Raw genomic sequence first — 23,605 nt, forward strand, 5'->3', positions numbered from 1 at the left:
CCCCCCCCCCCCCCCCCCCCCCCCCCCCCCCCCCCCCCCCCCCCCCCCCCCCCCCCCCCCCCCCCCCCCCCCCCCCCCCCCCCCCCCCCCCCCCCCCCCCCCGCGGGTGTGCGGTCAGCCCGCGGAAGCGGTGGCCGGCTCCTCGGAGAACGCCTCGCGCAGCTTGTCCTCCTGCTCCCGGCTGAGGTTGCTCTCGACCAGCACCATGTGCTGGCCCTCGAAGGCCTCCTTGACCCGGTCGACGACCGCGCCGGAGGACAGCAGGAAAAGCGCCGACGTGCCCGGCTGGATCTCGTCGCGGACCCGCTTGATGAACGAGTCGTCGATGCCGACGTCGGTCAGGCTGCCGGTCAGCGCCCCGATGCCGGCGCCGATCGCCATGCCCAGCAGCGGGATGAAGAAGATCAACCCGAACAGGAACCCCCAGAACGCGCCGCCGAGCGCACCGGCGCCGGCCAGGCCCGTCAGCTGCTTGGTCTTGGGCTTGCGCGCACCCTCCGGGTAGGTGACCAGCGCCGCGTCGTGGATCTGGATCAGCTCCTGCCGCTGCAGTTCCTTCAGCGTCATCTCGGCGATCTCGGCGCCGTTGGCGGTCGGGAACTTCCAGACGGTCATGGTGGCCATGGACTTCTCCTCGGGTGTGCTCGGCCGGGCCGGGTGGCCCGGGGTCTCAGGAGTTGAGGATCTGGCTCTTCTGCAGCTCGAACTCCGCGTCGTCGAGGACCCCCGAGTCGTGGAGCTGCCCCAGCTCGCGCAGCTGGGCGAGCTTGGTGTCGGTGTCGGTGCGCGCCGGCGCCGGCGCCGGCTCGGCGTAGGCCGGCTCGGGCTGGGCGTACCGGCGGGCGTCCTGCTCGGCCCACCGGTTGGCCTGCCGGCGGCGGACGCGGCCGGAGACGGCGCTGGCCGTCCCGGCGACGACGGCCGTGCGGGCCATCCCGCGGAGCAGTCCGGGCATGTGCGGTCCCTGGGGTTCGGGCCGGTCCCGGCGGACCGGCGGAGGACGTGCGGTCAGCCCGCCGTCGACGCGCCCTGGCGGGGCCCGGGGTGCGCGAAGGCGGCGACGAGGAGCAGCAGGCCGAAGACGGCGATCTGGGCGCCGAGGACCAGCGAGAGCACCAGGACGGTCGCCTCCGGCCAGGCGACGGCGACGACGCCGAGGAGGAGGTTGACCGCCCCGGCGAGGGCGAGCCAGACCCAGCTGCGCGTCTCGTGCCGGACGGCCAGGGCCGTGCCGATCCGCACCGCCCCGTGCAGGATCAGCGAGACACCGGTGATCACGGCCAGCGCGAAGAGCGTGATGCCGGGCCAGAACGCGGCCACCAGGCCGCCGACGACCAGCACCGCTCCCAGGACCAGCGAGGAGACGCGCCGGCCGTCGTCCCAGCCGACCGCGATCTCCAGCAGCCCGCCGACGACGAAGGACAGCCCGACCAGCAGGGCGAGCGTGCGCGCCGCGGCCGTCGGGGAGAAGAGCAGGACGACGCCGAAGACCAGCGCCGCCAGGCCCAGCAGCCCGACCACGACGCGCACGCCCGTGTGCCGGGTCGGCGCGCCCGCGGCGGGGTCGGAGACGTTCGCAGTCATGGGGGTCCTCTCGCGGGAGGGGCTTCCGCGACCGAGACTCGCCGCCCGGCCGACCGGCGACCTCATCCCCTGCGGATGACGCGTCGGGCGGGCCGTGCCGACACGGTCAGTGGCATGAGCCGGCCGCGTCCGCTGCGCATCGCCACCACCCCCACCGCGCTCGCCCTCGTGCTCCTCGGCCCGGCCGCCTGCTCGTCGGGTTCCGACGACGGCGGCTCGGCGGGGGGCACGACGACGTCGTCCTCGGCCGCGTCGTCCTCGGGCTCGGCCTCCGCGTCGTCCTCGTCGTCCGCCGACGTCTGCGCCGCCGCCGACTCGCTGCGGTCCTCCCTCGCGGCCCTCGGCGACGTGCAGGTCGTGCAGAACGGGCTCAGCTCGGTGCAGTCGGCGTGGACGACGGTCGAGGACAGCTGGACGGACCTGAAGGGCGCCCTCGGGGACGAGTTCACCTCCGACGTCGACGCCGTCCAGTCCGATGCCGACGCCGTGCAGTCGGCGATCTCCGCCGCCGGTTCGGACCCGTCGGCCGAGTCGCTCGGTGCCGTGGCCACCGCCATCAGCACCTTCCTCCAGGAGGCCGACGCTCTCGTGGACGAGGTGGGCTCGACGTGCTGACCATGACCCCGGGCATCCCCGCACCGCGCACCGCCCCCGGCGCCCGCCCGACCCCGGCGGAACGGCACGCCGCGGGCAAGGCCCTGCGCGGCGCCGTCCCGCTCGAGGCGCACAGCGCGACCGGGCGCACGGCGGGGCGCGACGCGCTCGCGCTGCTCGAGGAGCAGGCCGCCGACCGGCTGCCCGAACTCGGGCCGATCCGCTACGGCCGGATGCTGCAGACGCCCTTCGCCTACTACCGCGGTGCCGCCCGGGTGATGGCCGCCGACCTCGCCGGTGCGCCGCGGTCGGGGCTGACGGTGCAGATGTGCGGTGACGCGCACGTGTCGAACTTCGGCCTCTTCGGCTCCCCCGAGCGCCGGCTGGTCTTCGACGCCAACGACTTCGACGAGACGCTGCCCGGCCCGTTCGAGCACGACGTCAAGCGGCTGGTCGCCAGCCTGGTGGTCGCCGCCCGGCAGGAGGGCCTGGGGAAGAAGCAGCGGCGGGCGATCGCCACGGCGGCCGGCGCGCGCTACCGCACCGCGATGGCCGAGTTCGCCGCGGCGCGGGAGATCGACGTCTGGTACTCGCGGATCGACGCCGACGAGCTCTTCGGCCAGCTGTCCGCGGAGCTGGACCCCGGTCCCCGCAAGCGGCTGGCGCGGGCGCTGGCCAAGGCCCGCACCCGCGACACCCTGCAGGCGTTCGGCAAGCTCACCGAGGTCGTCGACGGCCGGACGCGGATCCGCCCCGACCCACCGCTGGTCGTGCCGCTGCGCGACCTGGTCGCCCCCGCCGAGTTCGAGCGCTTCGCCGAGTCGTTCCAGGACCTGGTCCGGCAGTACCGCGGGTCGCTGCAGGCCGACCGGCGCACCCTGCTCGAGCGGTACTCCTTCGTCGACATGGCCCGCAAGGTCGTCGGCGTGGGCAGCGTCGGGACCCGCTGCTGGATCATCCTGCTCGTCGGCCGGGACGCCGACGACCCGCTCCTGCTGCAGGTCAAGGAGGCCAACCGCTCGGTGCACGCGGAGTTCGTGGGCCGCAGCCGGTACGCCAACCAGGGGCAGCGCGTGGTGGCCGGCCAGCGCCTCATGCAGCAGGCCAGCGACATCTTCCTGGGCTGGCAGCGGTCGACCGGCATCGACGGGGTCGAGCGCGACTTCTACGTCCGGCAGCTGCGGGACTGGAAGGGGTCGATCGAGATCGAGGAGCTGCGCCCGGAGGGGCTCCAGACCTACGGGGAGCTGTGCGGCTGGTGCCTGGCGCGGGCGCACGCCCGCTCCGGTGACCGGATCGCGATCGCCGGGTACCTCGGCAGCTCGCCGGCGTTCGAGCGCGCGGTGGCGGAGTTCGGCGAGGCCTACGCCGACGTCAACGACGGCGACCACCGCCAGCTCGCCGACGCGGCCGCCGCGGGCCGGGTGCAGGCCCGGTCCGACCTCTGAGGCCGCCCGGGCGGCCGACCGTGGACGGACCGGCACGGCACCAGCTGCTCCTCGGCCTCGGCCGGGCGGGGCTCACCGTCGCCGTGCTCCTCGCGCTCTACGCCGTCCTGCCGCTCGACCGCCCGTTCACCGCCGGGACCCTCGCGGTGCTGGTCGGGGGCGTGGTCGTCCTCGGCCTCCTGGTCGGCTGGCAGGCGCGGGCGATCCTCCGGTCGCAGCACCCGGCGCTGCGCGCGGTGGAGGCGACGGCGCTGTCGCTGCCGCTGTTCCTCCTCCTGTTCGCCGCCGCGTACGTGGTGCTCGACGGCACCGACCCGGACGCCTTCACCGAGCCGCTGGACCGGGTCGACGCCCTCTACTTCGTGGTCACCGTCTTCGCGACGGTCGGCTTCGGGGACATCGCTCCGGTCAGCCAGGTGGCACGGGTGCTCACGACCCTGCAGATGGTCGGCGACCTGCTGCTCATCGGCCTGGTCCTCAAGGTGTTCGTCGCCGCCGTGGACCGCAGCCGCCGGCGGGCCGCCGAGCGCGCCGCCTCGCCCGACCCCTCGCGCTGAACCCTCACACCCCCAGCAGGCGGGCCTTCTCGCGCCCGAACTCCTCGTCGGTCAGGACGCCGGCGTCGCGGGCCGCGCCGAGCCGGACGAGCAGCTCCAGCCGGCCGTTGAGGGTCGAGATCGCCTCCGGGGTGAGCGCGGCCGGCACCAGGGGCTCCGGTTGCGGCGCCGGCTGCCGGGCGCCGACCGCCGCGCCGACCAGCACGCCGTTGGCGGCCGGGCGGGGCACCGGCACCACCGGCGGCGGCCCGGCCGGCTGCGCGGGCCCGGCCGGCGCCGGCTCGGCCGCGCGACCGACCAGCCACGCGAGTGCACCGAGGTAGAGGGCGAGCAGCGCCGCGATCCAGACGAGCACCGACAGGGTGGGAGCGGGCCAGAACAGCAGGACGACGGCGCCGACGACGATGCCGAGCCACCGCGCCTGCTCCTCGTGGTCGCGGGCGTAGCCGCCCAGGCGCTCGGTCCGCGCGGGGAGCTCCAGCCCGGCGGTGAAGGCCGTCGTCCACGCGGCGACACGGCGCGTCCACGGCTCGTCGGCGACCGAGGCCGCGGTGCCGGGCTCGGCGCCCTCGGCGGCCGCCTGCGCCAGCCGGCGCTCCTCCCGGCGGCGCTGCAGCTGCACGCGCGCCGCCGCGCTGCCGCGCCGGATGCCGGCGACGATCCCGAGCCGGCCCCACACCAGGGTCAGCACGAACACGAGCAGGACGGCGCCGAGCAGCCAGAGGGTCCACGACCGCAGGCTCCCGGCGAACACGTCGTAGACGGCCCCGACGGCGTCGCGGTTCTCCGGCCGCGCGGCGACGACCACCCGCCCGCGCGCCACGCGCAGGGTGACGAGCAGGAGCAGCAGCAGGACGGTCGTCGTGACCGCCCAGGCGCGCAGCGTGCCGCGCCGGTGCCGGGAGACCCACAGGGCGGCGGCGAGGGTGACCAGCGCGAGCAGCCCGAGCCACCACCAGACCGACTCCAGCAGGTCGATCGCGTCGTACACCTGCGGGGCGTCCTCGGGGGTCAGCAGCGTCACCCCGACGTCGTCGGGCAGCAGGTCGAGGATCTGGCCGGCGATGCCGTCGCGCAGGCCGTCGGGCACCCGGTCCTTGGCCTGGCCGAGGGTGAACCGGACCGGCTCGCCGTTCACCAGCTGCGTCTGCGCCGAGGTCAGCGCGGCCTCGGTGAGCGGGCGGAACGGGTCCTCGGCGAGCAGCCGCCGCACGCCGGCCGACACCAGCGAGCGGATGCCCTCCTCGACGGTGGGCTCGAACCGCTGCAGCCGCTCGGGCAGCGCCGCGACGGCGTCGTCGATGGCGTCCTGCACGTCCTGGTTGCCCATCACGGTCGTGGTCACCTGCTCGGTGATCCGGGCCTCGACGGCCGGCAGGTCGATCGTCGTCTCCACGTTCGCGACGAAGACCTGCGTGTCGACCACGTTCCGGCGCGTCCACAGGGACGTGCTCGCCAGCAGCACGGCGAGCGCGCTCACCAGGACGAGCACCCCGACTCCGAATCGGCGCATGCGGCCACGGTGGCCATCGGGTGGGAACGGCTCATCACCCCCCGGGGACGATGTGCCCGCGGACGGGCGCGGACAGCGTCGCCGGCATGACCCAGACCGTTCCGCTCGAGACCGCGATCGCCGACCACGGCCTGATCGGCGACCTCCAGACCGCCGCGCTCGTCACCACCGACGGGTCGATCGACTGGTTCTGCTGCCCCCGCTTCGACTCCCCCAGCGTGTTCGGCGCCCTGCTCGACGACGAGCGCGGCGGGCGGTTCCGGATCCGCCCGGCCGACACCTCGTACACGTCCAAGCAGATGTACCTCCCCGACACCGCCGTCGTCGTCACCCGGTACTTCACCCCGGAGGGCATGGGGCAGGTCGTCGACTTCATGCCGCCGGCCGGTGGCACCGCGACCCACCGCCACCGGATCGTGCGCCTCCTCGACTGCGTCCGCGGCCGGATCACCTTCGACGTCGAGCTCGCCCCCCGGTTCGACTACGGCCGACGCCGGCACGCGGTCGACGTCACCGACCACGGCGCGGTGTTCGAGGCCGACGGCCAGCGGCTGACGTTCCACGTCGTCCGCGAGCCCGACGACCCGCGGGTGGCGACGAGGCGGCTGACCGACGGTGACGCGCACCTGCGCGTGGAGCTCACCGCGGGCCAGTCCCGCGGCGTCGTGCTCGAGTCGGCCGCCGACGGCCCGCCGCACGAGATCCGCTTCGCCGAGGTGAAGGAGCTGTTCGACGGCACCGTCGCCTTCTGGCGGTCGTGGGTGGGCCGGTCCACCTACGCCGGACGCTGGCGGGAGGACGTCCAGCGCTCGGCGATCACGCTCAAGCTGATGACCTACGCGCCGACCGGCGGGATCGTCGCCGCGCCGACTGCCGCGCTGCCCGAGCAGGTCGGCGGCGAGCGCAACTGGGACTACCGCTACACCTGGGTGCGCGACGCGTCGTTCTCGGTGCACGCCCTGCTGCGGCTCGGCATGGTCGAGGAGGCGGCGCAGTTCGGGCGGTGGATGGGCGACCGGATCCGCGAGCGGCTGCACAGCGACAGCGGGCCGCTGAACATCATGTACCGGATCGACGGCTCCTCCGAGCTCAAGGAGGACGTGCTCGAGCACTGGCGCGGCTACCGGGGCTCGGCGCCGGTGCGCGTCGGCAACGGCGCCGCCGAGCAGCTGCAGCTCGACATCTACGGCGAGGCGCTGGACAGCATGTACGACGCCGTGCGGGCCGGGCTGCCGCTCCCCGCCCAGGGCTGGTCGGCGATCGGCCACGTCCTCGACTGGCTGGCCGACAACTGGGACCAGCCGGAGGAGGGCATCTGGGAGACCCGCGGGGGCCGGCAGCCGTTCACGTACGGGCGGGTGATGAGCTGGGTGGCCTTCGACCGGGGCGTCCGGCTGGCCACCGAGCACGGCCGGCCGGCGCGGCTGGAGCGGTGGATCGGCGAGCGGGACCAGATCTACCGGCAGGTCATGGAGAAGGGGTTCCACGACAGCCGCAGGGCCTTCGTCCAGCACTACGACACCGACGTGCTCGACGCCGCCCTGCTGCGGATGCCCACCGTCGGCTTCGTCGACGGCCGCGACCCGCTGTGGGAGTCGACGCTGCGGGCGATGGACGGCGAGCTGGTGACCGACAGCCTGGTCTACCGCTACGACCCCGAGGCCTCGCCGGACGGGCTGCGCGGCTCGGAGGGGACCTTCTCCCTGTGCACGTTCGCCTACGTCGACGCGCTGACCCGCGCCGGCCGGCTCGACGACGCCCGCACCGCCTTCGAGAAGATGCTCACCTACGGCAACCACGTGGGCCTGTACTCCGAGGAGATCGCCCTCACCGGCGAGCAGATCGGCAACTTCCCGCAGGCGTTCACCCACCTGGCCCTCATCGACGCCGCGGTCACCCTCGACGCCGCGCTCGACGGCCGCCCGCCGCGGTGACGGCGGCATCCCTCGTCCGCGGTGGGTGACGACGGACGGCGGCCCGCTCACGACGCTGGTCGCCGTCCGTCCCGCAGGCAGGAGGAGCCATGACCCAGACCGCCCCCGACAACGCGCTCGGCCCGCTCGCCCAGGGCGACGCCCCCGTGATCGAGACCGTGCTCGCGATGAACCTCGACGCGCTGGAGCGTTCCGGCCTGGACCCCGAGACGTACCTGCTCGTGCGCCTGGCCGTGCTGGTCGCGCTCGACGCCCCGCCCGCCTCCTACGCGGTCAGCCTCGGCGCCGCCGCCGAGGCCGGCATCACCGTCGAGCAGGCGCAGTCGGTGCTCGTCGCCATCGCCCCGCTGGTCGGCACCCCGCGCGTCACCGCGGCGGCCGGCAACATCCTGCGCGCCCTGCTGGGCGTGGAGGCGCTGGCCGAGGCCATCCCCGAGCAGCGCACGTCCTGACCCCGGTCGCCGTCGGCGCCGATCCGCGCAGGGAGGACCACCCATGACCAGGACCGGCGCCGGCAGCGGCGCGGCCGTGGCGACGGCGGGCGCGATCGTCCTGCCGCTCGCCCTCGCGCAGTTCATCGCCAGCTACGCGGCGTCGAACATGAACGTCGCGATCAGCACCATCGCCGACGACCTCGGCACCGACGTCGCCGGCATCCAGACCACGATCACGCTGTTCACCCTGACGATGGCCGCCCTGATGATCCCGGGCAGCAAGCTGACCGACATCTGGGGCCGCAAGTCCTGCTTCATCCTCGGCCTGGTCGTCTACGGCGCCGGTGCGCTGCTCGCCTCGCTGGCCCAGGGCCTGGGGATGCTGACGATCGGCTACTCGCTGCTCGAGGGCGTCGGGTCCGCGCTGCTCATCCCGCCCATCTACATCCTGATCACCGTCGTGTTCGACGACGTGAAGACCCGGGCCAAGTGGTTCGGCGTCGTCAGCGGCGCCGCGGGGCTCGGCTCGGCCGCCGGCCCGCTGATCGGTGGCCTGATCACCAGCTACGTCAGCTGGCGCGCGTCGTTCCTGCTGCAGGTCCTCGTCGTCGCCGCGATCGCGCTGCTGGCCCGGCGGATCGACGACCCGCCGCTGCCCGCGCAGCGTCCCCGCTTCGACCTCGTCGGCGCCGTGCTGTCGGCGGCCGGCCTCTTCCTGGTCGTCTACGGCATCCTGCAGACCGGCACCGAGGGGTGGTCCTCGGCCCGGGTGTGGATCCTGGTCGCCTCCGGCGGGCTGGTGCTCGGCCTGTTCTTCCTCCACGTGCAGACCCGCGAGCGGCGCGGCCGCACGCCGCTGGTGTCGCCCTCGCTCTTCCGCAACCGCACGTCGAACCTCGGGCTGGCCACCCAGACCGTCCAGTGGCTGGTGCTCCAGGGCGCGTTCTTCGTGATCTCGGTGTTCCTGCAGCAGGAGCGGGGCTACTCGGCCATCCAGACCGGCCTCATGCTCATCCCGGCCACGATCGGCATCCTGCTGTCGTCGGCCATGGCGCAGCGGATGGCCAGCCGGCACCCGCAGCGGCTGCTGATCCGGGCGGGGTTCACGCTGACCGTCGTCGGCCTCGGCCTGCTGCTGCTCCTCTCCCGCGAGGACTCGGCCATCTGGACGTTCTGGCCCGGCCTGTTCCTGATGGGCTTCGGCGTGGGCGCCATGCTCACCGCCTCGGTCAACGTGGTGCAGTCGGCCTGGCCCGAAGAGGTGCAGGGCGACATCTCCGGCGTCTCGCGCAGCGTGAGCAACCTCGGCTCCTCGCTGGGCGTCGCCGTCGCCGGCTCGGTGCTCGTCGTCGCCGCGGGAGGCACCCCGTACGCCGTCGCCCTCGTGGTGATCGGCGGCTTCACGCTCCTCGGGTGGCTCGCCGCCTTCCTGCTCCCCCACCCGGCCCGGGAGCACCGGGCCGCCTGACGGCTACGGGCGCGGGGACGGGACCAGCCGCCGGTGCTCCTCCTCGGTGAGGGGTCCTCGGTTTGCTCGTGCCCGGCCGCGGCGCCCTGGACCTCGCGGTGGCCGCCGCCGACGCCGAGCGGGTGGTGGGCCCACCGGCGCCGTCCGCCGCCTGACGTGGTCGGCCCTCTGCCTGCACCGCCCGCTCGTCGCGCGCAGGGGCGGAGACGGGCGCGGGCGAGGCGTCAGGTGGGGACGTCGTCGTAGGAGCTCGGCCCCGTCGTCCGTACCTCGAGCAGGTCGAGGCCCAGGCTGCGCAGCCGCTGCAGCATCCCGTGCAACCCCGTCTGGTCGGTCGGTCCGGTGCGGAGGATCGTGAGGGGCGGCTCCTCCCCGAGGTCCTCCGCACCGATCTCCTCGAGGAGCTCGGCGGGGACGGGTCCGCGCACGCGGAGCTCGTACACCTGTCGTCCCATCGCGGGTGCTCCTTCCGCCGGGACACCGTGTCGCGGGGGCGTCGCTTCGGTGCCGAGCCTGTCCTCCGGGCCGGTCCCGGTGCCTCCCCCACGGCGGATGATGTGACCTCCGGGCACTGCCGCGACGCTGACGACCGTGATCGCTGCCGACGACTACCCGCTGGTCGACGTGCTGTGCACCTCCATCCTGCTGTCCGCCCTGACCGTCTCGTCCTGGCTGCTGCTGACCGTGCTCGCCGACCTGTTCCGCCGGCACGACCTGTCCGGCTGGGCCGAGGCCGCCCGGGTCGTGCTCGTCCTCGTGCTGCCGGTCACCGGCGCCGTCGCCCACCTGCTCGGCCAGGGCCGCGCCGTGGTCGACCGCGAGAACCGGCGCGCCGAGCGCCTGCGCGCGGTCGCGACCCCGGGCCGCGACGCGGTCGTCGAGATCGCCCGGGCGGAGGAGCTGCTCGACCGCGGCGCGCCCACCGAGGAGGAGTTCGTCCAGCTCGAGCGGCGCGTGCCCGCCTGACGCCGATGACCGGGGCGGAGGACACCTGGCTGCGCCGGTCCGCGCGGCGGTTCACGCTGGGCAGCGGCCCGCTCAAGCGCGGCAGCGACCGGCTGCAGGAGGCCGGCCGGGTGCTCGTCGTCCTGGCCGTCCTCGCCGCACCGCTCGTCGCCGTGGCCGCAGCCGGCGCCGTCGCCGAGCGGCTCACCGCCGTCGCCGAGGAGCAGGCGGCCGAGCGCAGCCGCACCGACGCCGTCCTGGCCGAGGACGCCCCCGCGGCGTCCCGCGAGCCCGGGTACGACTCCTTCACGCCGCCGCGCACGGCGCCGGCGGCGGCCACCTGGCTCGCACCGGACGGCACGGTGCGGGAGGGCCGCGTGCCGGCGCCGCCGGGCTCCCCGGCCGGCAGCTCGGTGCCGGTGTGGGTCGACCTCGGCGGGGACCTCACCCCGCCGCCGCTCACCACCCACGACGTCTCCGGCGCGGCCGGCGCGATCGGCGCCGGGGTCCTCGTGGCGGTGCCGGCCGCGGCCGGCGCGCTCTACGGCCTGCTGTGCGCGGCCCTGGACGCCCACCGGCAGCGCCGGTGGGCGCAGGGCTGGGCGGCCGTCGGGCCCGGCTGGGCCGAGCGCCTGCTCTGACCGGTCAGCTGCCGGCCGGAGCGGTCTGCGCGGCCGCCGACTCCTCCGCCTCGAGCGCGTCCAGCGCGGCCACGAGCGCCTGCACGGGGATGTGCCCGGCGCCGACGAGCTGCCCGCCCGAGCGGCGCAGGGCGGCCGCGAGCGGCGTGGCCCACGCGTTCTCGTAGACCAGGACGGCGGCCGCGGTGCCGGGGTCCAGCGCGGCGGCGGCCTCGGCGATGTCGTCGGGGCCGACCAGCCCGGAGGCCGCCCCGTCGAAGAGCGCGGCCTCCAGGAGCTGCATGCGCTGGAGGTCGACGTGGCTGAGCGTGGTGACCGACCCGTCCTCGTCCTTGCGCAGGAAGGCCAGGTCGAGGATGCGGATGATGCCGCGGTCCACCAGGTCGAGGAGGAGCGGGAACGCCTCGCCGGTCATCCGGTCGGTGGGGAAGGCCAGGACGATGTAGTCGACCGGTCCCAGGTCGTCGAGGTCCGGGGCGTGCTCGAGGTCTGCGGTCATGTCTCCTCCAGGGGCGCGGCGGCGGTCCGGGGCCCACCGTTGCGCGCCGCCGTCCCGGCGCACGTCACCCGGTGCGGACGATCGCGGGGCGCCCCTCCGCGCGACGGTGCCCGCCCCCGTGGCCGGGGACGGGCACCGTGCGGGTGCGATCAGCGGTAGTAGCCCTTGAGCTCCCGCCCGTGGACGATGATCGCGTAGATCACCACGACGTCGATCGTGATCATGATGACCGACCAGACGGGGTACGCGGCGATGAACGCGATGTTCACCAGCGCGCTCAGGCAGGCCACGATGACGCCGACGACGCGGGCGACCATGTTGCCGGCCAGCAGGCCCAGCCCGGCGAGGACGCCGACGACGCCGATCACCACGTGGACCCACCCCCAGGTGTTGTAGTCCACGTTGACCACGAGGCCTTCGCGGCCGACCAGGTAGAAGCCCTCGTCGAACACGGCGACGAGCCCCTCGATGATCTGGAAGGCGCCGAGCATGATCAGCATGACGCCGGCGAAGACCACCCAGCCGGCCCAGGCCGTGGGGGCCGGACCGTAGGGGGCCTCGACGTCCGTGTCGCTGCGGCGCGAGGTGTCTGTCATCAGCTCTCCTCCTCGAACGGACCGGTGCCCGTGTGGTGGTCCGCACTGTGCTGCGGGGGTCGGCGGCCCGGCATCGTCCGCCGCGCATGATCGGCGCGGTGCAGCGGGACGACCCGCCCGGTGGTCGCCTCCGGTTCCGGGGGCTCGTCCCGCGGACGGCGGGGTGGGGACGCCTCGTCGCAGCGGCGGATCTCCAGCAGCTCGACGTCCCGCGCGGTCAAGCGGTCGACCACCTCGCTGAGGTCCCGGTCGGCGGGGACCCGCAGCCGGAACACGGTCCGGCGGGGCACCGCGGTGGGTTGGACCGGCACCCGGAACGTGGCGAGAGCGGCCGGGCTGACCACCGTCTCGATCCTCAGCTCGTACCGCACCCGGGCCCCGGCCATCGGCGCGTCCCCTCCGTCGTCCCAGCGGTGGATCCGGCCCACGGTCCCCGGCCGGCGGCGCCGCCCGCCTCACCCGGCGTGCATGAGGGAGGGGCCGGTGTCAGAGGACGCCGCGCTCCCGCGCCCGTCGCACGGCCTGGTTGCGCCGGGTCACCGCGAGCTTGCGCAGGATGCTGCGGATGTGCGTCCGGACGGTGTTCACGGAGATGAACATCGTCGCCGCGATCTCGGCGGTCGAGAGCATCTCCGCCAGGTAGCGCAGCACCTCGAGCTCGCGCTCGCTGAGGTCCTGGACGACGTCGGGGACCTCGCGGCGCGCCCGGACCACCTGCGCCCGCCGCGCCGCCCCGTCGGCCGTGGGGCTGAGCCACTCGCCGAGCCCGTGCAGGCGCGGGTGCGAGCGGAGCAGCACCCGCACCTGCGGCGGGGTGTCGAGGAAGGGCCACCGGAGCAGCTCCGGACGGGCGAGGTCGAGCGCGGTGGCGAGCTCCTCGGCCGCGGCCGGCGCCGAACCGGCCTCCATCAGCTGGCACGCCCGCACGACGAGCGAGTCGACCACCACCGCCAGCGGGCCGGAGAGGTCCTCCGCCGCCGGCGCTCCGGTCGTCGCCCCCGCGAGCAGCTGCGCGGTCGCCCGCACCCGACGTCCCCAGGGCTCGTCGCCGGCCGTGTCGGCGAGGATCCGCAGGCCCTCGTCGACGTGTCCCCGGGCGACGGCGAGCCGGACGACCTCGGCGACCACCTGCTCGGCCACCCACCGCGGCAGCCGCGGCCCCCGCAGGTGCGGGGACAGGCACTGCGCGGCCGGGTCGTACTCGTGCCGCAGCCGCAGGAGCTGGCACTGCAGGACGGCGAGCAACGGCTCGGTCCCCACCGGCTCCCGGTCGGCCGCCCGGGCCCGGGCCCGGGCGCGGGCCGACCACTCACGGGCCTCCACGAGCGCGTACCGGCGCAGGTGCACCCAGGCCAGCGCCGTCGCCGCGGTCGCCTCGCGGTGCGGCTCGTCCCGGCCCTCCTCGGCGGCGAGCGCGTCGGCCTCGGCGGCCACCCGGGCGGCGCGCTCCAGGTGTCCCTGCAGCGCCTCGAGCAGCGCGACGTGCGCGAGGGCCCGGCAGCGCAGCCGCCGGGCCGACGCGGTCGTCGCCGCGGCCGCCGCGGCGCGCAGCCCGGCGACGAGGTCCTCGACCGGTGCGTCGGTGCGCAGCGCCGCGAACGCGCGCTGGCTGCTGACCAGCGCCGTGCACTCCCGGCGCTCCCGGCGGTCGGCGTCGGGCATCCGGGCGACCAGCGCCGCCACCGCGTCGGCCTGCGCCACCACGGCCGCGGGGTCGGCGTCCCCGCCCCCGTCGGCGACCAGGCAGGTCAGCGCCGCCGACACCCGCAGCGCCGGCCGGTCGCCGCCGTCGCGCGCGGCGGCCGTGGCCCGCAGGTCATCCGGCACGGGCGCCCGCCCGGCCGCGAGCGCGCCGGCGGTCCGGATGACGGCGGCCTCCGGCCCGGGGACGTCGGCCGGCAGGGCCTGCAGGCCGCGCAGCGCCGGGTCGCTCCCGTGCACCAGCACGCGCGTCACCAGCAGGTCGTCGACCAGGAGGCGGACGACGAAGGTCCAGTCCCCCGCGGCGATCGCGTGCCCGATCGCCTCCGCGGGCCGGCCGGCCTCGGCGTACGCGGCCGCGCACACGCGGTGCAGGCCGGCGACGTCGCCCGGGCGCTCGTAGGCCAGCTGCGCCTGGAGCATCTCGCGGAACAGCGGGTGGATGCGGTAGACGCCGGGCGCGTCCGTCGACTGCTCGACGAAGGCGTTCGCGTGGGCGAGCCCCGCCAGGATGCGCCGGCCGTTGGGCCGCCCTCCGAGCCGGTCCACGAGCTCGGGGGTGAGTTCGGGGGTCACGCTGGTGCGCAGGAGGAAGCGTCGCACGCCGGCGGGCTGCCGCTCGAGCACCTCCGCGAACAGGTACTGGGCCACGCTGCCGTCGTCGCGGGCCAGCGACGTCACCAGACGCTCGGCGGGCAGCCCGTGCGTGAGCGGTGCGGCGGCGAGCCGCAGACCGACCGCCCAGCCCTGCGTCTCCGCGCACAGCGCCCGTGCCGCCCCGGTGTCCACCGGGACGCCCATGGCCTGCAGGAGCTCGCGGGTCTCCGCCGGGGTGAAGGCCAGCTGGTCGCCGCGGATCTCCGACAGCGTGCCGGCCAGCCGGTACAGGTGCAGCGGGAGCGGCGGGTCGGCCCGCGCGCAGAGCACCAGCCGCAGCCGGCCACCGGCGTGCTGGAGCAGCAGGTCGAGGCCGGTGGCGATGGACCGGTCGGTCAGGTGGTCGGCGTTGTCCAGGACGAGGACCACCGGCTGCCCGGCGGCGACGAGGTCGGCCGCCAGCTGCGGGACCAGCCAGCCCGGCGGCGGCTCGCCGGGGACGAGCTCGGGGGGCCGGGACGAGGGGACGCCGGCGCCGGCCAGGGCGCGCAGGACGTAGCCCCAGAAGGTGGCGGGGTCGTCGTCGTAGTCGTCGAGGGTGATCCAGCCCACCGCACCCCCGGCGCGGCCGGCCCGCAGCCACGACGCGGCGAGGGCGGTCTTGCCCGAGCCGGCCGGGCCGCTGAGCAGCGTCAGCGGGGTGTGCTGGACCGCGCGGGTGAGCACCGCGAGCAGGCGCTCGCGCGCCACCGTCGCGTGTGCCAGGTCGGCCGGTTCGAGCTTGGTCGCCAGGCCCTGCCAGGCCCGCGGGGTCTCGCGGGCGGTGAGCGGCCCCACCGCCGACAGCCTGGTCATGAGGTGCCCTCCAGGGTCGCTTCCCCCGCGCCTCTCCGGACCTCGCGAAACTCTCCGGTTTCCGTGGACACCCTCCCGAGCACCCCGCTCCGAGGTCAGAGGCGAAGGTCCCCGGCGCCGATGGCCTGCGGGACGGAGGGCCCCTCGGGGAGCATGGCGGTGCGCGACCCCGGCCGACTCACCCGCAGCGGATGAGGGGGCGCGGGGCGCCCACCCCGATCCTGACCGGTGGCGACCGATCGGGAGGCCCGGATGCACCTGCCAGCGCGATGGGGTCCGCCGTGGCCGTGATCCCGGAGGAGCCGCGGGTCCGGCCCCTGGGGCCCGCGCGCGGGGCGAGCGGCGACCGGGAGCCGACCGCCGTCGACGGCGCCCTGGCCGTCCTCGCCGTCGCCGCGGCGCTCGTGCGCTACGCCGCGGAGGTCGCCGAGCGGCGCCGGCGCGCGCTGTTCCCCCGGCTCCCGGCCGTGCGCCCGCCGGGACGTGGGCCGCTCGGTCGGGTGCTGGCCCACCCGGCGTCGGCGGCCGTCCGGGCGCTGTCCGCGGTCGCGGACGTCGCCGTGCCCGAGGTGACGCGGGCCGTCCTCTCCCGCCTGGACCTCACCTCGCTGGTCCGGGAGTTCGTCGACCTGGACCGGCTGGCCGCCGCCCTGGACGTGGGTGCCGTCGTCGACCGCGTCGACCTCGACGCCGTCGTGGCGCGGGTGGACGTCGACCGCGTGGCCGCCCGACTGGACCTCGACGCCGTCATCGCCCGGCTCGACCTGGACGCACTGGTGGACAAGGTCGACGTCTCCCGCGTCGTCGACCGCGTCGACCTCGACGCGGTCGTGGCCCGGGTCGACCTCGACTGTGCCGTGGAACGGGTCGACCTGGACCGGGCCGTGGAACGGGTCGACCTCGACGCGGCCGTCGGCCGGGTGGACGTCGACGCGGTCGTGGACCGGGTGGACGTCGACCGCGTGCTGGAGCGCACCGACCTCGCCGGCGTGGCCCGCTACGTGGTCCAGGAGATCGACCTGCCCGGACTGCTGCGCGCCTCGACCGGCACGGTGACCGCCGAGATGGTGCGCGGGGTGCGCGACCAGGGTGCCGACGCCGACCGTGCCGTGGAGCGGGTGGTCGACCGGCTGCTGCACCGGTCGGGCCGGCGCACCGCGACCGTCCGCCCGGAGGCCGACGGTGACCGCCGCTGACGAGCGGCGCCGGGAGGGCGCCCACCCCTGGCACGACGCGGCCCCGCCGGCGGTGCTCGCCGCGGGCCCGCGGGCGGCCATCCGCGGGACCCGCGCCGGACTGGTCACCCGCGCGCTGGCCAACGTCGCCGACCTCGTGGTCGTGGCGCTCGCCGTGGGCGTCGGGTACCTCGCGGTGGCCGCGGCCCGCTACCTGCTCGAGCCGACCGGGTTCGCGTTCCCGGCGGCGTCGCCCACGACCCTGCTCGTGATCGGATCGGGTGTGCAGGCGGCGTACTTCGCGGTCACCTGGGCCGTGGTCGGCGGGACCTACGGCGACCGGCTGCTCGGCCTGCGGGTCACCGACGACCGCGGGGACCGCCTCGGCTGGGCACGGTGCGCCGTCCGGGCGGTGGCCTGCGTGGTCTTCCCGGTCGGGCTGCTCTGGGTTCTGGTCAGCGCGGAGAACCGGTCGGTGCAGGACCTGGTGCTGCGCACCTCGGTGGTCTACGACTGACCCGGCGTCGTCTGCACGGGACGATGCCGGACCGCCGCCGCACCCGGCACGCTGGAGCCACCCCACTCCCGCGGGAGGTGACCATGACCGCACCCGCCCCGCCCCGGGGGGACCTCACGGTCCTCGACCGGCTCATCTCCGCGGCGCTCCAGACGCTGCGGGCCGCCCGGGTCGTCACCGCGGCCGCACCGACCCGCCGGAACCTGGAGCGCCAGGCGCGCGCGGAGGAGCACCTCGACGCGCTGCTGGACTACCGGCACGCCGTCCGCCACCGCTGACCGGAGGAGGCCACCATGCCCGAACTGCCGTCCGCCCTGCCGGTGCTGGGCCGGGGGCACCACCGCAGCCCCGACCGCGGCGCGTGCTTCATGGAGTACACCGCGCTGCTGGCCGGTGAGTCGTTCAGCGACCACCCGCGGTGCGTGGACCCGGAACTGGCCACCGTCCTGCGCGGCGCCAACGACCGGCTGTCCGACGCCGACCGCCCGAAGCTCGTCCCGATGCTGGGCCGGGCGATCGGCCTGGGGCTCGGGCCCCGCCCGCCCCGCCCGGGCTGGAGCCGGCCGGCCGCGGAGCGGCGGCGGCGCCGGGAGGAGCTGGCCCGCCACCGCGCGGAGACCGCGCGGCTGCACCGGGCCGTCACCGCGCGGTTCGCCGCCGCGGTCGGGCTCCCGGCCGCCGACACCACCGGGCTGTGGGCCGGCGGGCGCGAGGACGTCTCGTGGCTGTTCTGGGACGCCATGGACCACCCGACCACGCTCGGCCGCTCCGAGGACTACGTCCGCCGGCTGGTCGCGCGCCTCGACCTGCTCCACACCTGCTACGAGGAGGCCCTGGCCGAGCTCGGTCACCTCCCCGCAACACGGGTGCCGGTTCCGACACACGTTCTTGACGACGGCGACCCGCTCGCGACACCGCGGAACGGTTGAGTCCGGAGTCGACCCGCAGATCGGCTGCGGGGCGCATCTAGGGTTCCGCCGCCTGCGCGCAGGCGGGCCTGGTCCGAGAGGTGCAGGCGGGCCGCGCACCGGCGCCGGACCGCCCCACGGCGGGACAAAAGCCCGGGAGGCCAGCACTGGCCCGGGCCGTGGTGTGCCCGGGCCCGTTGTGGGGAGGCCGGCACGACCGTGCTCGCGACAGACCCGATCCTCGAACACGACATCCCCGCCGCGTCGGCGTGGTCGCTGGAGCTGCGCGCCGGCCGGGTGCTGCGGCTGACCGCCCTGGACGACGGCGCCGTCTGCTCGGTGCTCCTCTACGCCCACCGGCACCCGGTCGACCGGCTCAACGTCCCGGACACGCTCAAGGCGCAGATGAGCGCCCGCATCGCCCCGCCGATGGTGCTCATGAGCGACCGCGGCACCGCGCTCGCCTCGGTCACCGGCTCGTCCCTGGACTGGCACGACTGCCTGACCGGGCACTCCCTCGACCCCCACGTCGCCGCGTTCGGCCCGAGCTCCTACGGCACCGACCGCAACGGCTGGCGCCGCTCGGCCCGGGCCGGTCTGCTGGCCGAGCTGCGCAAGCACGGCCGCGGCCCGGCCGACCTGCACGCGACGGTCAACTTCTTCGCCAAGGTCGCCATCGGTGCCGACGGCGGCTTCACCCACGTGCCCGACCACGCCCGGGCCGGCGACTGGGTCACGCTGCGCGCCGAGCAGGACCTGCTGCTGGTCGCCTCGACCGCGCCGCACCCGCTGAGCACGACCTGGGCCCCCGGCGCCGTCCGGGCCGTCGTGGAGCCAGGTGCGCCCTACGGGGACGACGACCCCTCGGTGACCTTCCGCACCGAGAGCGCCCGCGCGCTGGCGAACGCCCGGGCGGTGCTGGCATGACCGCGACGCAGCCGGTCGCCAGCGACCTGCACGAGGACGACGCCGTCCTGGACGTGACCGTGGCCGCCGGGGACGGTTTCGCCGGCGTCCTCCGGGCCGGCGGGTCGTTCCGGATCGTCGACCTCGAGGGCAACCAGGCCGCCGACACCCTCTTCTACGACGCGCACGACCTGGCCAACCGGTACAGCGCGGTGGACACCGTCCGCGAGCAGGGCGGCGCCTACCTCACCACCGGCTCGCGGCTCCTCTCGGTGGACCTCGACCCGCTGGTGACGATCACCGCCGACACCGTCGGCCGGCACGACACCCTCGGCGGCGCCTGCGCGCAGGAGTCCAACGTCGTCCGCTACGGCATGCGCACCCGGCACCAGCACGCCTGCCGCGAGACGTTCCTGCGCTACGGCGCGACCGTCGGCATCGGCCCGCGCGAGCTCGGGCACAACGTCAACTTCTTCATGAACGTGCCGCTCACCGGCGACGGCGGCCTGACCTTCGCCGACGGCCTCTCGGCGCCCGGCCGGTACGTCGAGGTGCGCGCCGACCGCGACACCCTGGTGCTGATCAGCAACTGCCCCCAGCTCAACAACCCCTGCAACGGCTGGAACCCCACGCCGATCCGGCTGCTCGGCTGGGACCCCGCGTGACGCTCGTCCACCCGGACGTCCGCACCGCCACCGTCGAGGTCCTCTCCCCCGGGGTCCAGACCAGCGTGCAGGACCTCGCGGGCCGCCGCGGGCTGTGGGACGTCGGGGTGCCGCCCTCGGGCGCGTGGGACGACCTGTCGTTCGGCCTGGCGAACCGGGCGGTGGGCAACCCGCCGACCGCGGCCGGGCTCGAGGCGGTGCTGACCGGCCCCGTGCTGCGCTTCGCCGGGCGCACGCTGATCTGCCTGGCCGGGGCCGTCCCGCACGCCACCCTCGACGGCCGGCCGGTGCGGCCCGGCGTCGTCACCGTCGTGCGTCCCGGCGCCGTGCTCGACATGGGGCCCTGCGGGGCGCCCGGGATGCGCGGCTACCTGGCGGTCGCGGGGGGCATCGCGGTGCCGCAGGTGCTGGGCAGCCGCTCGACGTTCCTGCTCGGCGGCTTCGGCGGCCTCGACGGGCGCGCCCTGGCCGCCGGCGACGAGCTGCCGCTCGGCCGGCTGGAGAACTGCGGCGCCCCGCTGGACGTCGACGGCCTGCTGCCCGAGCTGACCGGCGACTGGACGCTGCGCGTGCTGCCCGGTCCGCACGGCGCGCCGGAGCACCTCACCGAGGACGGCGCCGCGGATCTGTTCGCCGCGACCTGGGCCGTCGACCACCGGGCCGACCGCACCGGCATCCGCCTGGTCGGGCCGGCGCCGGGGTGGGCCCGCACCGACGGCGGGGAGGCCGGCCTGCACCCGTCGAACATCCACGACAGCGCCTACCCGGTCGGCGGGATCATGCTCTCCGGCGACACCCCGGTGATCGTCGGACCGGACGGGCCCAGCCTGGGCGGCTTCATCGTCCCCTGCGTCGTCGTCGCCGCCGACCGGTGGAAGCTGGCCCAGCTGCGGCCCGGCGACGCGGTGCGGCTGCAGCCGGTCGCGGCCGCCGAGGCCGACCGGGCCAACGCGCTGCGCGCCGCGCTGCTCGCGCACCCGGCGGCCGCCGCCGAGCGCCCCGCGGCGGTGCAGCCGGCGGTCCCGGTGCCCGTACCCCGGCCGGTCGTGCTGGCCGCCCTGGCCGGGGCGGGCGCCCGCCCGGACGTCGTCGTGCGCGCCGCCGGCGACTCGCACCTGCTGCTGGAGGCCGGCCCGGCCGAGCTCGACCTGTCCGTGCGGGTCTGGGTCCACCTGCTGGCCGAGCGGCTGCGGGCGCTGCGGCTGGGCGGGGTCCGCGAGCTGGTCGAGGGCGTGCGCTCGGTGCTGGTGCAGGTCGACGAGCGCGCCCTGCCGCTGCCGGCCCTGGCCGGTCTGCTGGTCGACCTGGCCGCCGACGTGCCCGACCCGGAGACGGTGACCCTGGCCGTCCGGGAGGTCACGCTGCCGCTGGCGCTGGACCACCCCGCGGCGCACGAGGCGATGGCCCGCTACGCCCGCTCGGTGCGGCCGGACGCGCCCTGGTGCCCCGACAACGTGGAGTTCATCCGCCGGATCAACGACCTGGAGCACCGCGACGACGTCTTCGAGGTGGTCACCGCGGCCACCTACCTGGTGGTCGGGCTCGGCGACGTCTACCTGGGCGCGCCGGTCGCCGTCCCCGTCGACCCGAGGCACCGGCTGGTGACGACGAAGTACGACCCGGCCCGCACCTGGACGCCGCAGAACGCCGTCGGCATCGGCGGGGTCTACCTCTGCGTCTACGGGATGGAGGGCCCCGGCGGGTACCAGCTCGTCGGCCGCACCGTGCCGGTCTGGCGGCACGTGCCCGGCTCGGCCGAGCCGCCGTGGCTGCTGCGCCCGTTCGACCGGCTGCGGTTCCGCCCGGTGACCGCCGACGAGCTCGCCGGGCAGCGGGCCGCGATCGCGGCCGGCACCGCCGACCTCGAGACGCGCCCCGCCACCTTCTCCCTCGCCGAGGTGCGCGCCCTCGAGGCCGCGCATGACGGCGAGATCGCCGCCGTCCGTTCCCGGCGCCGTGCCGCCTTCGACGCCGAACGAGCCCGCTGGAGCACCTCGTGACCGCCACCCGCACGACCCCCGTGACCGCGGCGTCCGAGGCCGCCCGGGCCCTCGGCCGGCCCGCGTTCGTGCACGTCCTCGACCACGACGAGATCGGGGCCCTGGCGCCGGCCCCCGGTGGGCCGCTGGCCGGCGTCCCGGTCGCGGTCAAGGACAACATCGACGTCGCCGGCGTCCCGACGACCGCCGCCTGCCCGGCGCTGACCACCCCCGCCGCCACGTCGGCGACCGTGGTGCGGCGGCTGCTCGACGCCGGCGCCGTCCCGGTGGCCAAGACCAACCTCGACCAGTTCGCCACCGGCCTGGTCGGCACCCGCTCCCCCTACGGCGCCTGCGCGAGCGTCGCCTCCGCCGCGCACGTCAGCGGTGGCAGCAGCTCCGGCAGCGCGGTGGCCGTGGCGGCCGGCGTCGTCCCGCTGGCGCTGGGCACCGACACCGCCGGCAGCGGCCGGGTGCCGGCCGCCTTCAACGGGCTGGTCGGCGTCAAGCCCACCCGCGGCCTGGTGCCCACCCGCGGGGTGCTGCCCGCCTGCCCCTCGCTGGACTGCGTCACGACGCTCACGCGCGACGCCGCCCTGGCCCGGACGGCGCTCGGCGTGCTCGCCGGGCCCGACCCGGACGACCCGTGGTCGCGGCCGGCGCCGGCCGGGCTGCCGCCGGGCGTGGCGCGCACGATGCGCGTGGTCGCCGTCCCCGCCGGGCCGCTGGACCTCGCCCCCGCGCACGCCGCCGCCTGGGAGCGGGCGCTGGCGCACGCCGCGACGGTGGCCCGGCTGGTGCCGGTCGACGTCTCGGCGTTCCTCCAGGCCGCGCGGCTGCTCTACGGCGGGCCGTTCCTCGCCGAGCGGCTGGCCGCCTTCGGCGCCCTGCTCGAGCCCGACGGCCCGCACCTCGACCCGACCGTGCGGCGGATCGTCCTCGGCGCTGCGGGGATCACCGGTGCCGACGTCTTCCGCGGGCAGCAGCGGCTCGCCGAGCTGCGCGCCACCGCGATCCCGACCTTCGTCGGCGCCGACGCGCTGCTGCTGCCGGTCACCCCCGACCACCCGACCCTGGCCGAGGTGGCGGCCGACCCGGTCGGCGTGAACGCCCGGCTCGGCACCTACACGAACATGGTCAACCTGCTCGACCTCTGCGCCGTCGCCGTGCCGGCCGGGCGGCGGGACGACGGCCTGCCGTTCGGCGTGCAGCTGCTGGCCCCCGCCTTCGCCGACGGGCCGCTGCTCGACCTCGCCGCCCGGTGGCTCGGCGAGCCGGTGGACCCGCCGGCCACCCGGAGCCTGCTGGCCGTGGCCGGCGCGCACCTCACCGGGCAACCGCTCAACCCGCAGCTGGCCGGGCTCGGCGGCCGGCTGCACGCCCGCGCCCGCACCGCAGCCGGCTACCGGATGTACCGGGTGCCCGGCCCGCTCCCCCGCCCCGGCCTGGTCCGCGGCGCCGTCGGGCCCGCGGACGGCCTCGAGGTGGAGGTCTGGGACCTGCCGCCGGCCGGCGTCGGCGAGCTGCTGGCGTCGGTCGCCGCGCCGCTCGCGCTGGGGCCGGTCGAGCTGGACGACGGCACCGTCGTCCCCGGCTTCCTCACCGACCCGAGCGGCGTGGACCCGGCGGCCGAGATCACCGCGCACGGCGGCTGGCGGGGGTTCCTCGCCGCGCGCTGACGACGCGCCCGGGTGGCGCGGACACGCCGGGGGCCGTGTGCCCCCGGCCGTCCGCGGGAATCCGTCGTCCCATGACGGCGACGATCGACTGGCGCACCCAGCTCGACGGGCTTCCCCTCGCCGAGCGGCTGCGCGCCCTGCTGGCCTACGAGCTGGCGGCCGACCGGTCGGCCGGTGCCCCGATCGAGGTCACCGCGGCGACCCTGCGGGCGGTGGCCCAGGCCGAGGGTCTCGACGTCCGGCAGCCGTGGATCGACGCGGCCGCCGAGCGGATCAGCGCCGGCACGTGGGAGTCCCTCTAGGCGTGGGCAGCGATCGGTACCCGCGCTGATGCGCGCGAGCGCGGTGTCCCCGGCGCTCGTCACCGCACCCGGGCGCATGCGGGCGGCAGGCCGGTCGCCGGACCTCGC

Annotated in this window: 26 protein-coding genes and 1 riboswitch; of the genes, 17 read left to right on the forward strand and 9 right to left on the reverse strand. The window is 76.3% G+C overall.

Translation table 11 applies throughout. From position 1 onward, the window contains the following. Positions 1-114: 114 nt before the first annotated feature. Genes ACI8AF_RS23370 through ACI8AF_RS23380 form a run of 3 tightly spaced genes read right to left on the reverse strand, consistent with a single transcriptional unit; the run spans position 115 to position 1,584 of the window. On the reverse strand, positions 115-624 hold the full coding sequence (locus ACI8AF_RS23370) for a DUF1269 domain-containing protein (RefSeq protein WP_456542160.1): 510 nt from the start codon (positions 622-624) through the stop codon (positions 115-117). A gap of 46 nt (positions 625-670) precedes the next feature. Further along, positions 671-955, reverse strand: a complete 285-nt coding sequence (locus ACI8AF_RS23375; protein ID WP_456542161.1) for an SHOCT domain-containing protein — start codon at positions 953-955, stop codon at positions 671-673. A 53-nt stretch (positions 956-1,008) separates the two neighbouring features. Continuing rightward, the gene (locus ACI8AF_RS23380) at positions 1,009-1,584 is read right to left on the reverse strand and encodes an HdeD family acid-resistance protein (protein WP_456542162.1); all 576 of its coding nucleotides are present in this window, start codon (positions 1,582-1,584) and stop codon (positions 1,009-1,011) included. A 114-nt stretch (positions 1,585-1,698) separates the two neighbouring features. Here ACI8AF_RS23380 and ACI8AF_RS23385 point away from each other — a divergent pair, with 114 nt between their 5' ends. The 3 genes from ACI8AF_RS23385 to ACI8AF_RS23395 are packed head-to-tail and all read left to right on the forward strand — an operon-like array spanning position 1,699 to position 4,183. Beyond that, a complete protein-coding gene (locus ACI8AF_RS23385; protein ID WP_456542163.1) occupies positions 1,699-2,199 on the forward strand; it encodes a hypothetical protein in 501 nt (166 codons plus the stop codon). A 2-nt stretch (positions 2,200-2,201) separates the two neighbouring features. Continuing rightward, on the forward strand, positions 2,202-3,626 hold the full coding sequence (locus ACI8AF_RS23390; RefSeq protein ID WP_456542202.1) for a DUF2252 domain-containing protein: 1,425 nt from the start codon (positions 2,202-2,204) through the stop codon (positions 3,624-3,626). Between the two features lie 20 nt (positions 3,627-3,646). Then, a complete protein-coding gene (locus tag ACI8AF_RS23395) occupies positions 3,647-4,183 on the forward strand; it encodes a potassium channel family protein (protein WP_456542164.1) in 537 nt (178 codons plus the stop codon). 4 nt (positions 4,184-4,187) lie between these two features. Here the strand turns inward: ACI8AF_RS23395 and ACI8AF_RS23400 are convergent, their stop codons facing one another. Further along, positions 4,188-5,696, reverse strand: a complete 1,509-nt coding sequence (locus ACI8AF_RS23400) for an SHOCT domain-containing protein (protein ID WP_456542165.1) — start codon at positions 5,694-5,696, stop codon at positions 4,188-4,190. Positions 5,697-5,782: 86 nt separating this feature from the next. Between ACI8AF_RS23400 and ACI8AF_RS23405 the strand changes: the two genes are divergently transcribed. From ACI8AF_RS23405 to ACI8AF_RS23415, 3 genes are all read left to right on the forward strand, one after another. Further along, positions 5,783-7,630, forward strand: coding sequence for a glycoside hydrolase family 15 protein (locus ACI8AF_RS23405; protein WP_456542166.1), 1,848 nt, complete (start codon positions 5,783-5,785; stop codon positions 7,628-7,630). An 89-nt stretch (positions 7,631-7,719) separates the two neighbouring features. Continuing rightward, positions 7,720-8,082, forward strand: coding sequence for a carboxymuconolactone decarboxylase family protein (locus tag ACI8AF_RS23410; RefSeq protein ID WP_456542167.1), 363 nt, complete (start codon positions 7,720-7,722; stop codon positions 8,080-8,082). A gap of 43 nt (positions 8,083-8,125) precedes the next feature. Beyond that, on the forward strand, positions 8,126-9,532 hold the full coding sequence (locus ACI8AF_RS23415; protein ID WP_456542168.1) for an MFS transporter: 1,407 nt from the start codon (positions 8,126-8,128) through the stop codon (positions 9,530-9,532). A gap of 224 nt (positions 9,533-9,756) precedes the next feature. Here the strand turns inward: ACI8AF_RS23415 and ACI8AF_RS23420 are convergent, their stop codons facing one another. After that, entirely contained in the window at positions 9,757-9,987 is a 231-nt protein-coding gene (locus ACI8AF_RS23420; protein WP_456542169.1) for a hypothetical protein, read from the reverse strand. 136 nt (positions 9,988-10,123) lie between these two features. On the opposite strand from ACI8AF_RS23420, the gene ACI8AF_RS23425 reads away from it, so the two are divergent. Together ACI8AF_RS23425 and ACI8AF_RS23430 are read left to right on the forward strand one after the other, a co-directional pair. Continuing rightward, positions 10,124-10,498 carry a hypothetical protein gene (locus ACI8AF_RS23425; protein WP_456542170.1) on the forward strand — a complete coding sequence of 125 codons (375 nt, stop codon included), beginning with the start codon at positions 10,124-10,126 and terminating at the stop codon, positions 10,496-10,498. 5 nt (positions 10,499-10,503) lie between these two features. Beyond that, positions 10,504-11,118 carry an Rv1733c family protein gene (locus ACI8AF_RS23430; protein WP_456542171.1) on the forward strand — a complete coding sequence of 205 codons (615 nt, stop codon included), beginning with the start codon at positions 10,504-10,506 and terminating at the stop codon, positions 11,116-11,118. A 4-nt stretch (positions 11,119-11,122) separates the two neighbouring features. On the opposite strand, the gene ACI8AF_RS23435 is transcribed toward ACI8AF_RS23430, so the two are convergent. The 4 genes from ACI8AF_RS23435 to ACI8AF_RS23450 form a co-directional block, all read right to left on the reverse strand. Beyond that, positions 11,123-11,617, reverse strand: coding sequence for a DUF6325 family protein (locus ACI8AF_RS23435; protein ID WP_456542172.1), 495 nt, complete (start codon positions 11,615-11,617; stop codon positions 11,123-11,125). 149 nt (positions 11,618-11,766) lie between these two features. Continuing rightward, positions 11,767-12,213, reverse strand: coding sequence for a DUF7144 family membrane protein (locus ACI8AF_RS23440; RefSeq protein ID WP_456542173.1), 447 nt, complete (start codon positions 12,211-12,213; stop codon positions 11,767-11,769). Next, complete coding sequence (locus ACI8AF_RS23445; protein WP_456542174.1) at positions 12,213-12,599, reverse strand: hypothetical protein; 387 nt, start codon at positions 12,597-12,599, stop codon at positions 12,213-12,215. The genes ACI8AF_RS23440 and ACI8AF_RS23445 overlap by 1 nt, the downstream gene beginning before the upstream one ends. Before the next feature lie 100 nt (positions 12,600-12,699). Further along, positions 12,700-15,366, reverse strand: coding sequence for a LuxR C-terminal-related transcriptional regulator (locus ACI8AF_RS23450; RefSeq protein ID WP_456542175.1), 2,667 nt, complete (start codon positions 15,364-15,366; stop codon positions 12,700-12,702). Positions 15,367-15,647: 281 nt separating this feature from the next. Between ACI8AF_RS23450 and ACI8AF_RS23455 the strand changes: the two genes are divergently transcribed. From ACI8AF_RS23455 to ACI8AF_RS23495, 9 genes are all read left to right on the forward strand, one after another. Beyond that, a complete protein-coding gene (locus ACI8AF_RS23455; RefSeq protein WP_456542176.1) occupies positions 15,648-16,562 on the forward strand; it encodes a hypothetical protein in 915 nt (304 codons plus the stop codon). Beyond that, entirely contained in the window at positions 16,549-17,058 is a 510-nt protein-coding gene (locus tag ACI8AF_RS23460; protein ID WP_456542177.1) for an RDD family protein, read from the forward strand. The genes ACI8AF_RS23455 and ACI8AF_RS23460 overlap by 14 nt, the downstream gene beginning before the upstream one ends. 83 nt (positions 17,059-17,141) lie before the next feature. Further along, the gene (locus tag ACI8AF_RS23465) at positions 17,142-17,336 is read left to right on the forward strand and encodes a hypothetical protein (RefSeq protein ID WP_456542178.1); all 195 of its coding nucleotides are present in this window, start codon (positions 17,142-17,144) and stop codon (positions 17,334-17,336) included. A 15-nt stretch (positions 17,337-17,351) separates the two neighbouring features. Next, entirely contained in the window at positions 17,352-17,987 is a 636-nt protein-coding gene (locus ACI8AF_RS23470; protein ID WP_456542179.1) for a hypothetical protein, read from the forward strand. Positions 17,988-18,013: 26 nt separating this feature from the next. Beyond that, positions 18,014-18,128, forward strand: a riboswitch (guanidine-I (ykkC/yxkD leader). A 57-nt stretch (positions 18,129-18,185) separates the two neighbouring features. Continuing rightward, positions 18,186-18,893, forward strand: a complete 708-nt coding sequence (locus ACI8AF_RS23475; protein ID WP_456542180.1) for a DUF1989 domain-containing protein — start codon at positions 18,186-18,188, stop codon at positions 18,891-18,893. Then, positions 18,890-19,537, forward strand: a complete 648-nt coding sequence (locus ACI8AF_RS23480) for an urea amidolyase associated protein UAAP2 (RefSeq protein WP_456542181.1) — start codon at positions 18,890-18,892, stop codon at positions 19,535-19,537. Before ACI8AF_RS23475 ends, ACI8AF_RS23480 begins: the two co-directional genes overlap by 4 nt. Next, positions 19,534-21,537 carry a 5-oxoprolinase/urea amidolyase family protein gene (locus ACI8AF_RS23485; RefSeq protein WP_456542182.1) on the forward strand — a complete coding sequence of 668 codons (2,004 nt, stop codon included), beginning with the start codon at positions 19,534-19,536 and terminating at the stop codon, positions 21,535-21,537. Before ACI8AF_RS23480 ends, ACI8AF_RS23485 begins: the two co-directional genes overlap by 4 nt. Beyond that, positions 21,534-23,195 carry an allophanate hydrolase gene (gene atzF / locus ACI8AF_RS23490; RefSeq protein WP_456542183.1) on the forward strand — a complete coding sequence of 554 codons (1,662 nt, stop codon included), beginning with the start codon at positions 21,534-21,536 and terminating at the stop codon, positions 23,193-23,195. Before ACI8AF_RS23485 ends, atzF begins: the two co-directional genes overlap by 4 nt. Before the next feature lie 71 nt (positions 23,196-23,266). Further along, entirely contained in the window at positions 23,267-23,497 is a 231-nt protein-coding gene (locus ACI8AF_RS23495; protein ID WP_456542184.1) for a hypothetical protein, read from the forward strand. Positions 23,498-23,605: the final 108 nt, after the last annotated feature.

This window comes from Blastococcus sp. SYSU D00669 (assembly GCF_054050715.1).

What these genes read in the sequence shown, in the direction of transcription:
- ACI8AF_RS23445 (WP_456542174.1), bottom strand. Translation starts at nt 12,599, where the DNA reads ATGGCCGGGGCCCGGGTGCGGTACGAGCTGAGGATCGAGACGGTGGTC.
- ACI8AF_RS23380 (WP_456542162.1), bottom strand. Translation starts at nt 1,584, where the DNA reads ATGACTGCGAACGTCTCCGACCCCGCCGCGGGCGCGCCGACCCGGCAC.
- ACI8AF_RS23390 (WP_456542202.1), top strand. Translation starts at nt 2,202, where the DNA reads ATGACCCCGGGCATCCCCGCACCGCGCACCGCCCCCGGCGCCCGCCCG.
- ACI8AF_RS23435 (WP_456542172.1), bottom strand. Translation starts at nt 11,617, where the DNA reads ATGACCGCAGACCTCGAGCACGCCCCGGACCTCGACGACCTGGGACCG.
- ACI8AF_RS23420 (WP_456542169.1), bottom strand. Translation starts at nt 9,987, where the DNA reads ATGGGACGACAGGTGTACGAGCTCCGCGTGCGCGGACCCGTCCCCGCC.
- ACI8AF_RS23370 (WP_456542160.1), bottom strand. Translation starts at nt 624, where the DNA reads ATGGCCACCATGACCGTCTGGAAGTTCCCGACCGCCAACGGCGCCGAG.
- ACI8AF_RS23410 (WP_456542167.1), top strand. Translation starts at nt 7,720, where the DNA reads ATGACCCAGACCGCCCCCGACAACGCGCTCGGCCCGCTCGCCCAGGGC.
- ACI8AF_RS23450 (WP_456542175.1), bottom strand. Translation starts at nt 15,366, where the DNA reads ATGACCAGGCTGTCGGCGGTGGGGCCGCTCACCGCCCGCGAGACCCCG.
- ACI8AF_RS23440 (WP_456542173.1), bottom strand. Translation starts at nt 12,213, where the DNA reads ATGACAGACACCTCGCGCCGCAGCGACACGGACGTCGAGGCCCCCTAC.
- ACI8AF_RS23375 (WP_456542161.1), bottom strand. Translation starts at nt 955, where the DNA reads ATGCCCGGACTGCTCCGCGGGATGGCCCGCACGGCCGTCGTCGCCGGG.
- ACI8AF_RS23495 (WP_456542184.1), top strand. Translation starts at nt 23,267, where the DNA reads ATGACGGCGACGATCGACTGGCGCACCCAGCTCGACGGGCTTCCCCTC.
- ACI8AF_RS23470 (WP_456542179.1), top strand. Translation starts at nt 17,352, where the DNA reads ATGCCCGAACTGCCGTCCGCCCTGCCGGTGCTGGGCCGGGGGCACCAC.
- ACI8AF_RS23465 (WP_456542178.1), top strand. Translation starts at nt 17,142, where the DNA reads ATGACCGCACCCGCCCCGCCCCGGGGGGACCTCACGGTCCTCGACCGG.
- ACI8AF_RS23430 (WP_456542171.1), top strand. Translation starts at nt 10,504, where the DNA reads ATGACCGGGGCGGAGGACACCTGGCTGCGCCGGTCCGCGCGGCGGTTC.
- ACI8AF_RS23415 (WP_456542168.1), top strand. Translation starts at nt 8,126, where the DNA reads ATGACCAGGACCGGCGCCGGCAGCGGCGCGGCCGTGGCGACGGCGGGC.
- ACI8AF_RS23385 (WP_456542163.1), top strand. Translation starts at nt 1,699, where the DNA reads ATGAGCCGGCCGCGTCCGCTGCGCATCGCCACCACCCCCACCGCGCTC.
- ACI8AF_RS23480 (WP_456542181.1), top strand. Translation starts at nt 18,890, where the DNA reads ATGACCGCGACGCAGCCGGTCGCCAGCGACCTGCACGAGGACGACGCC.
- ACI8AF_RS23400 (WP_456542165.1), bottom strand. Translation starts at nt 5,696, where the DNA reads ATGCGCCGATTCGGAGTCGGGGTGCTCGTCCTGGTGAGCGCGCTCGCC.
- ACI8AF_RS23405 (WP_456542166.1), top strand. Translation starts at nt 5,783, where the DNA reads ATGACCCAGACCGTTCCGCTCGAGACCGCGATCGCCGACCACGGCCTG.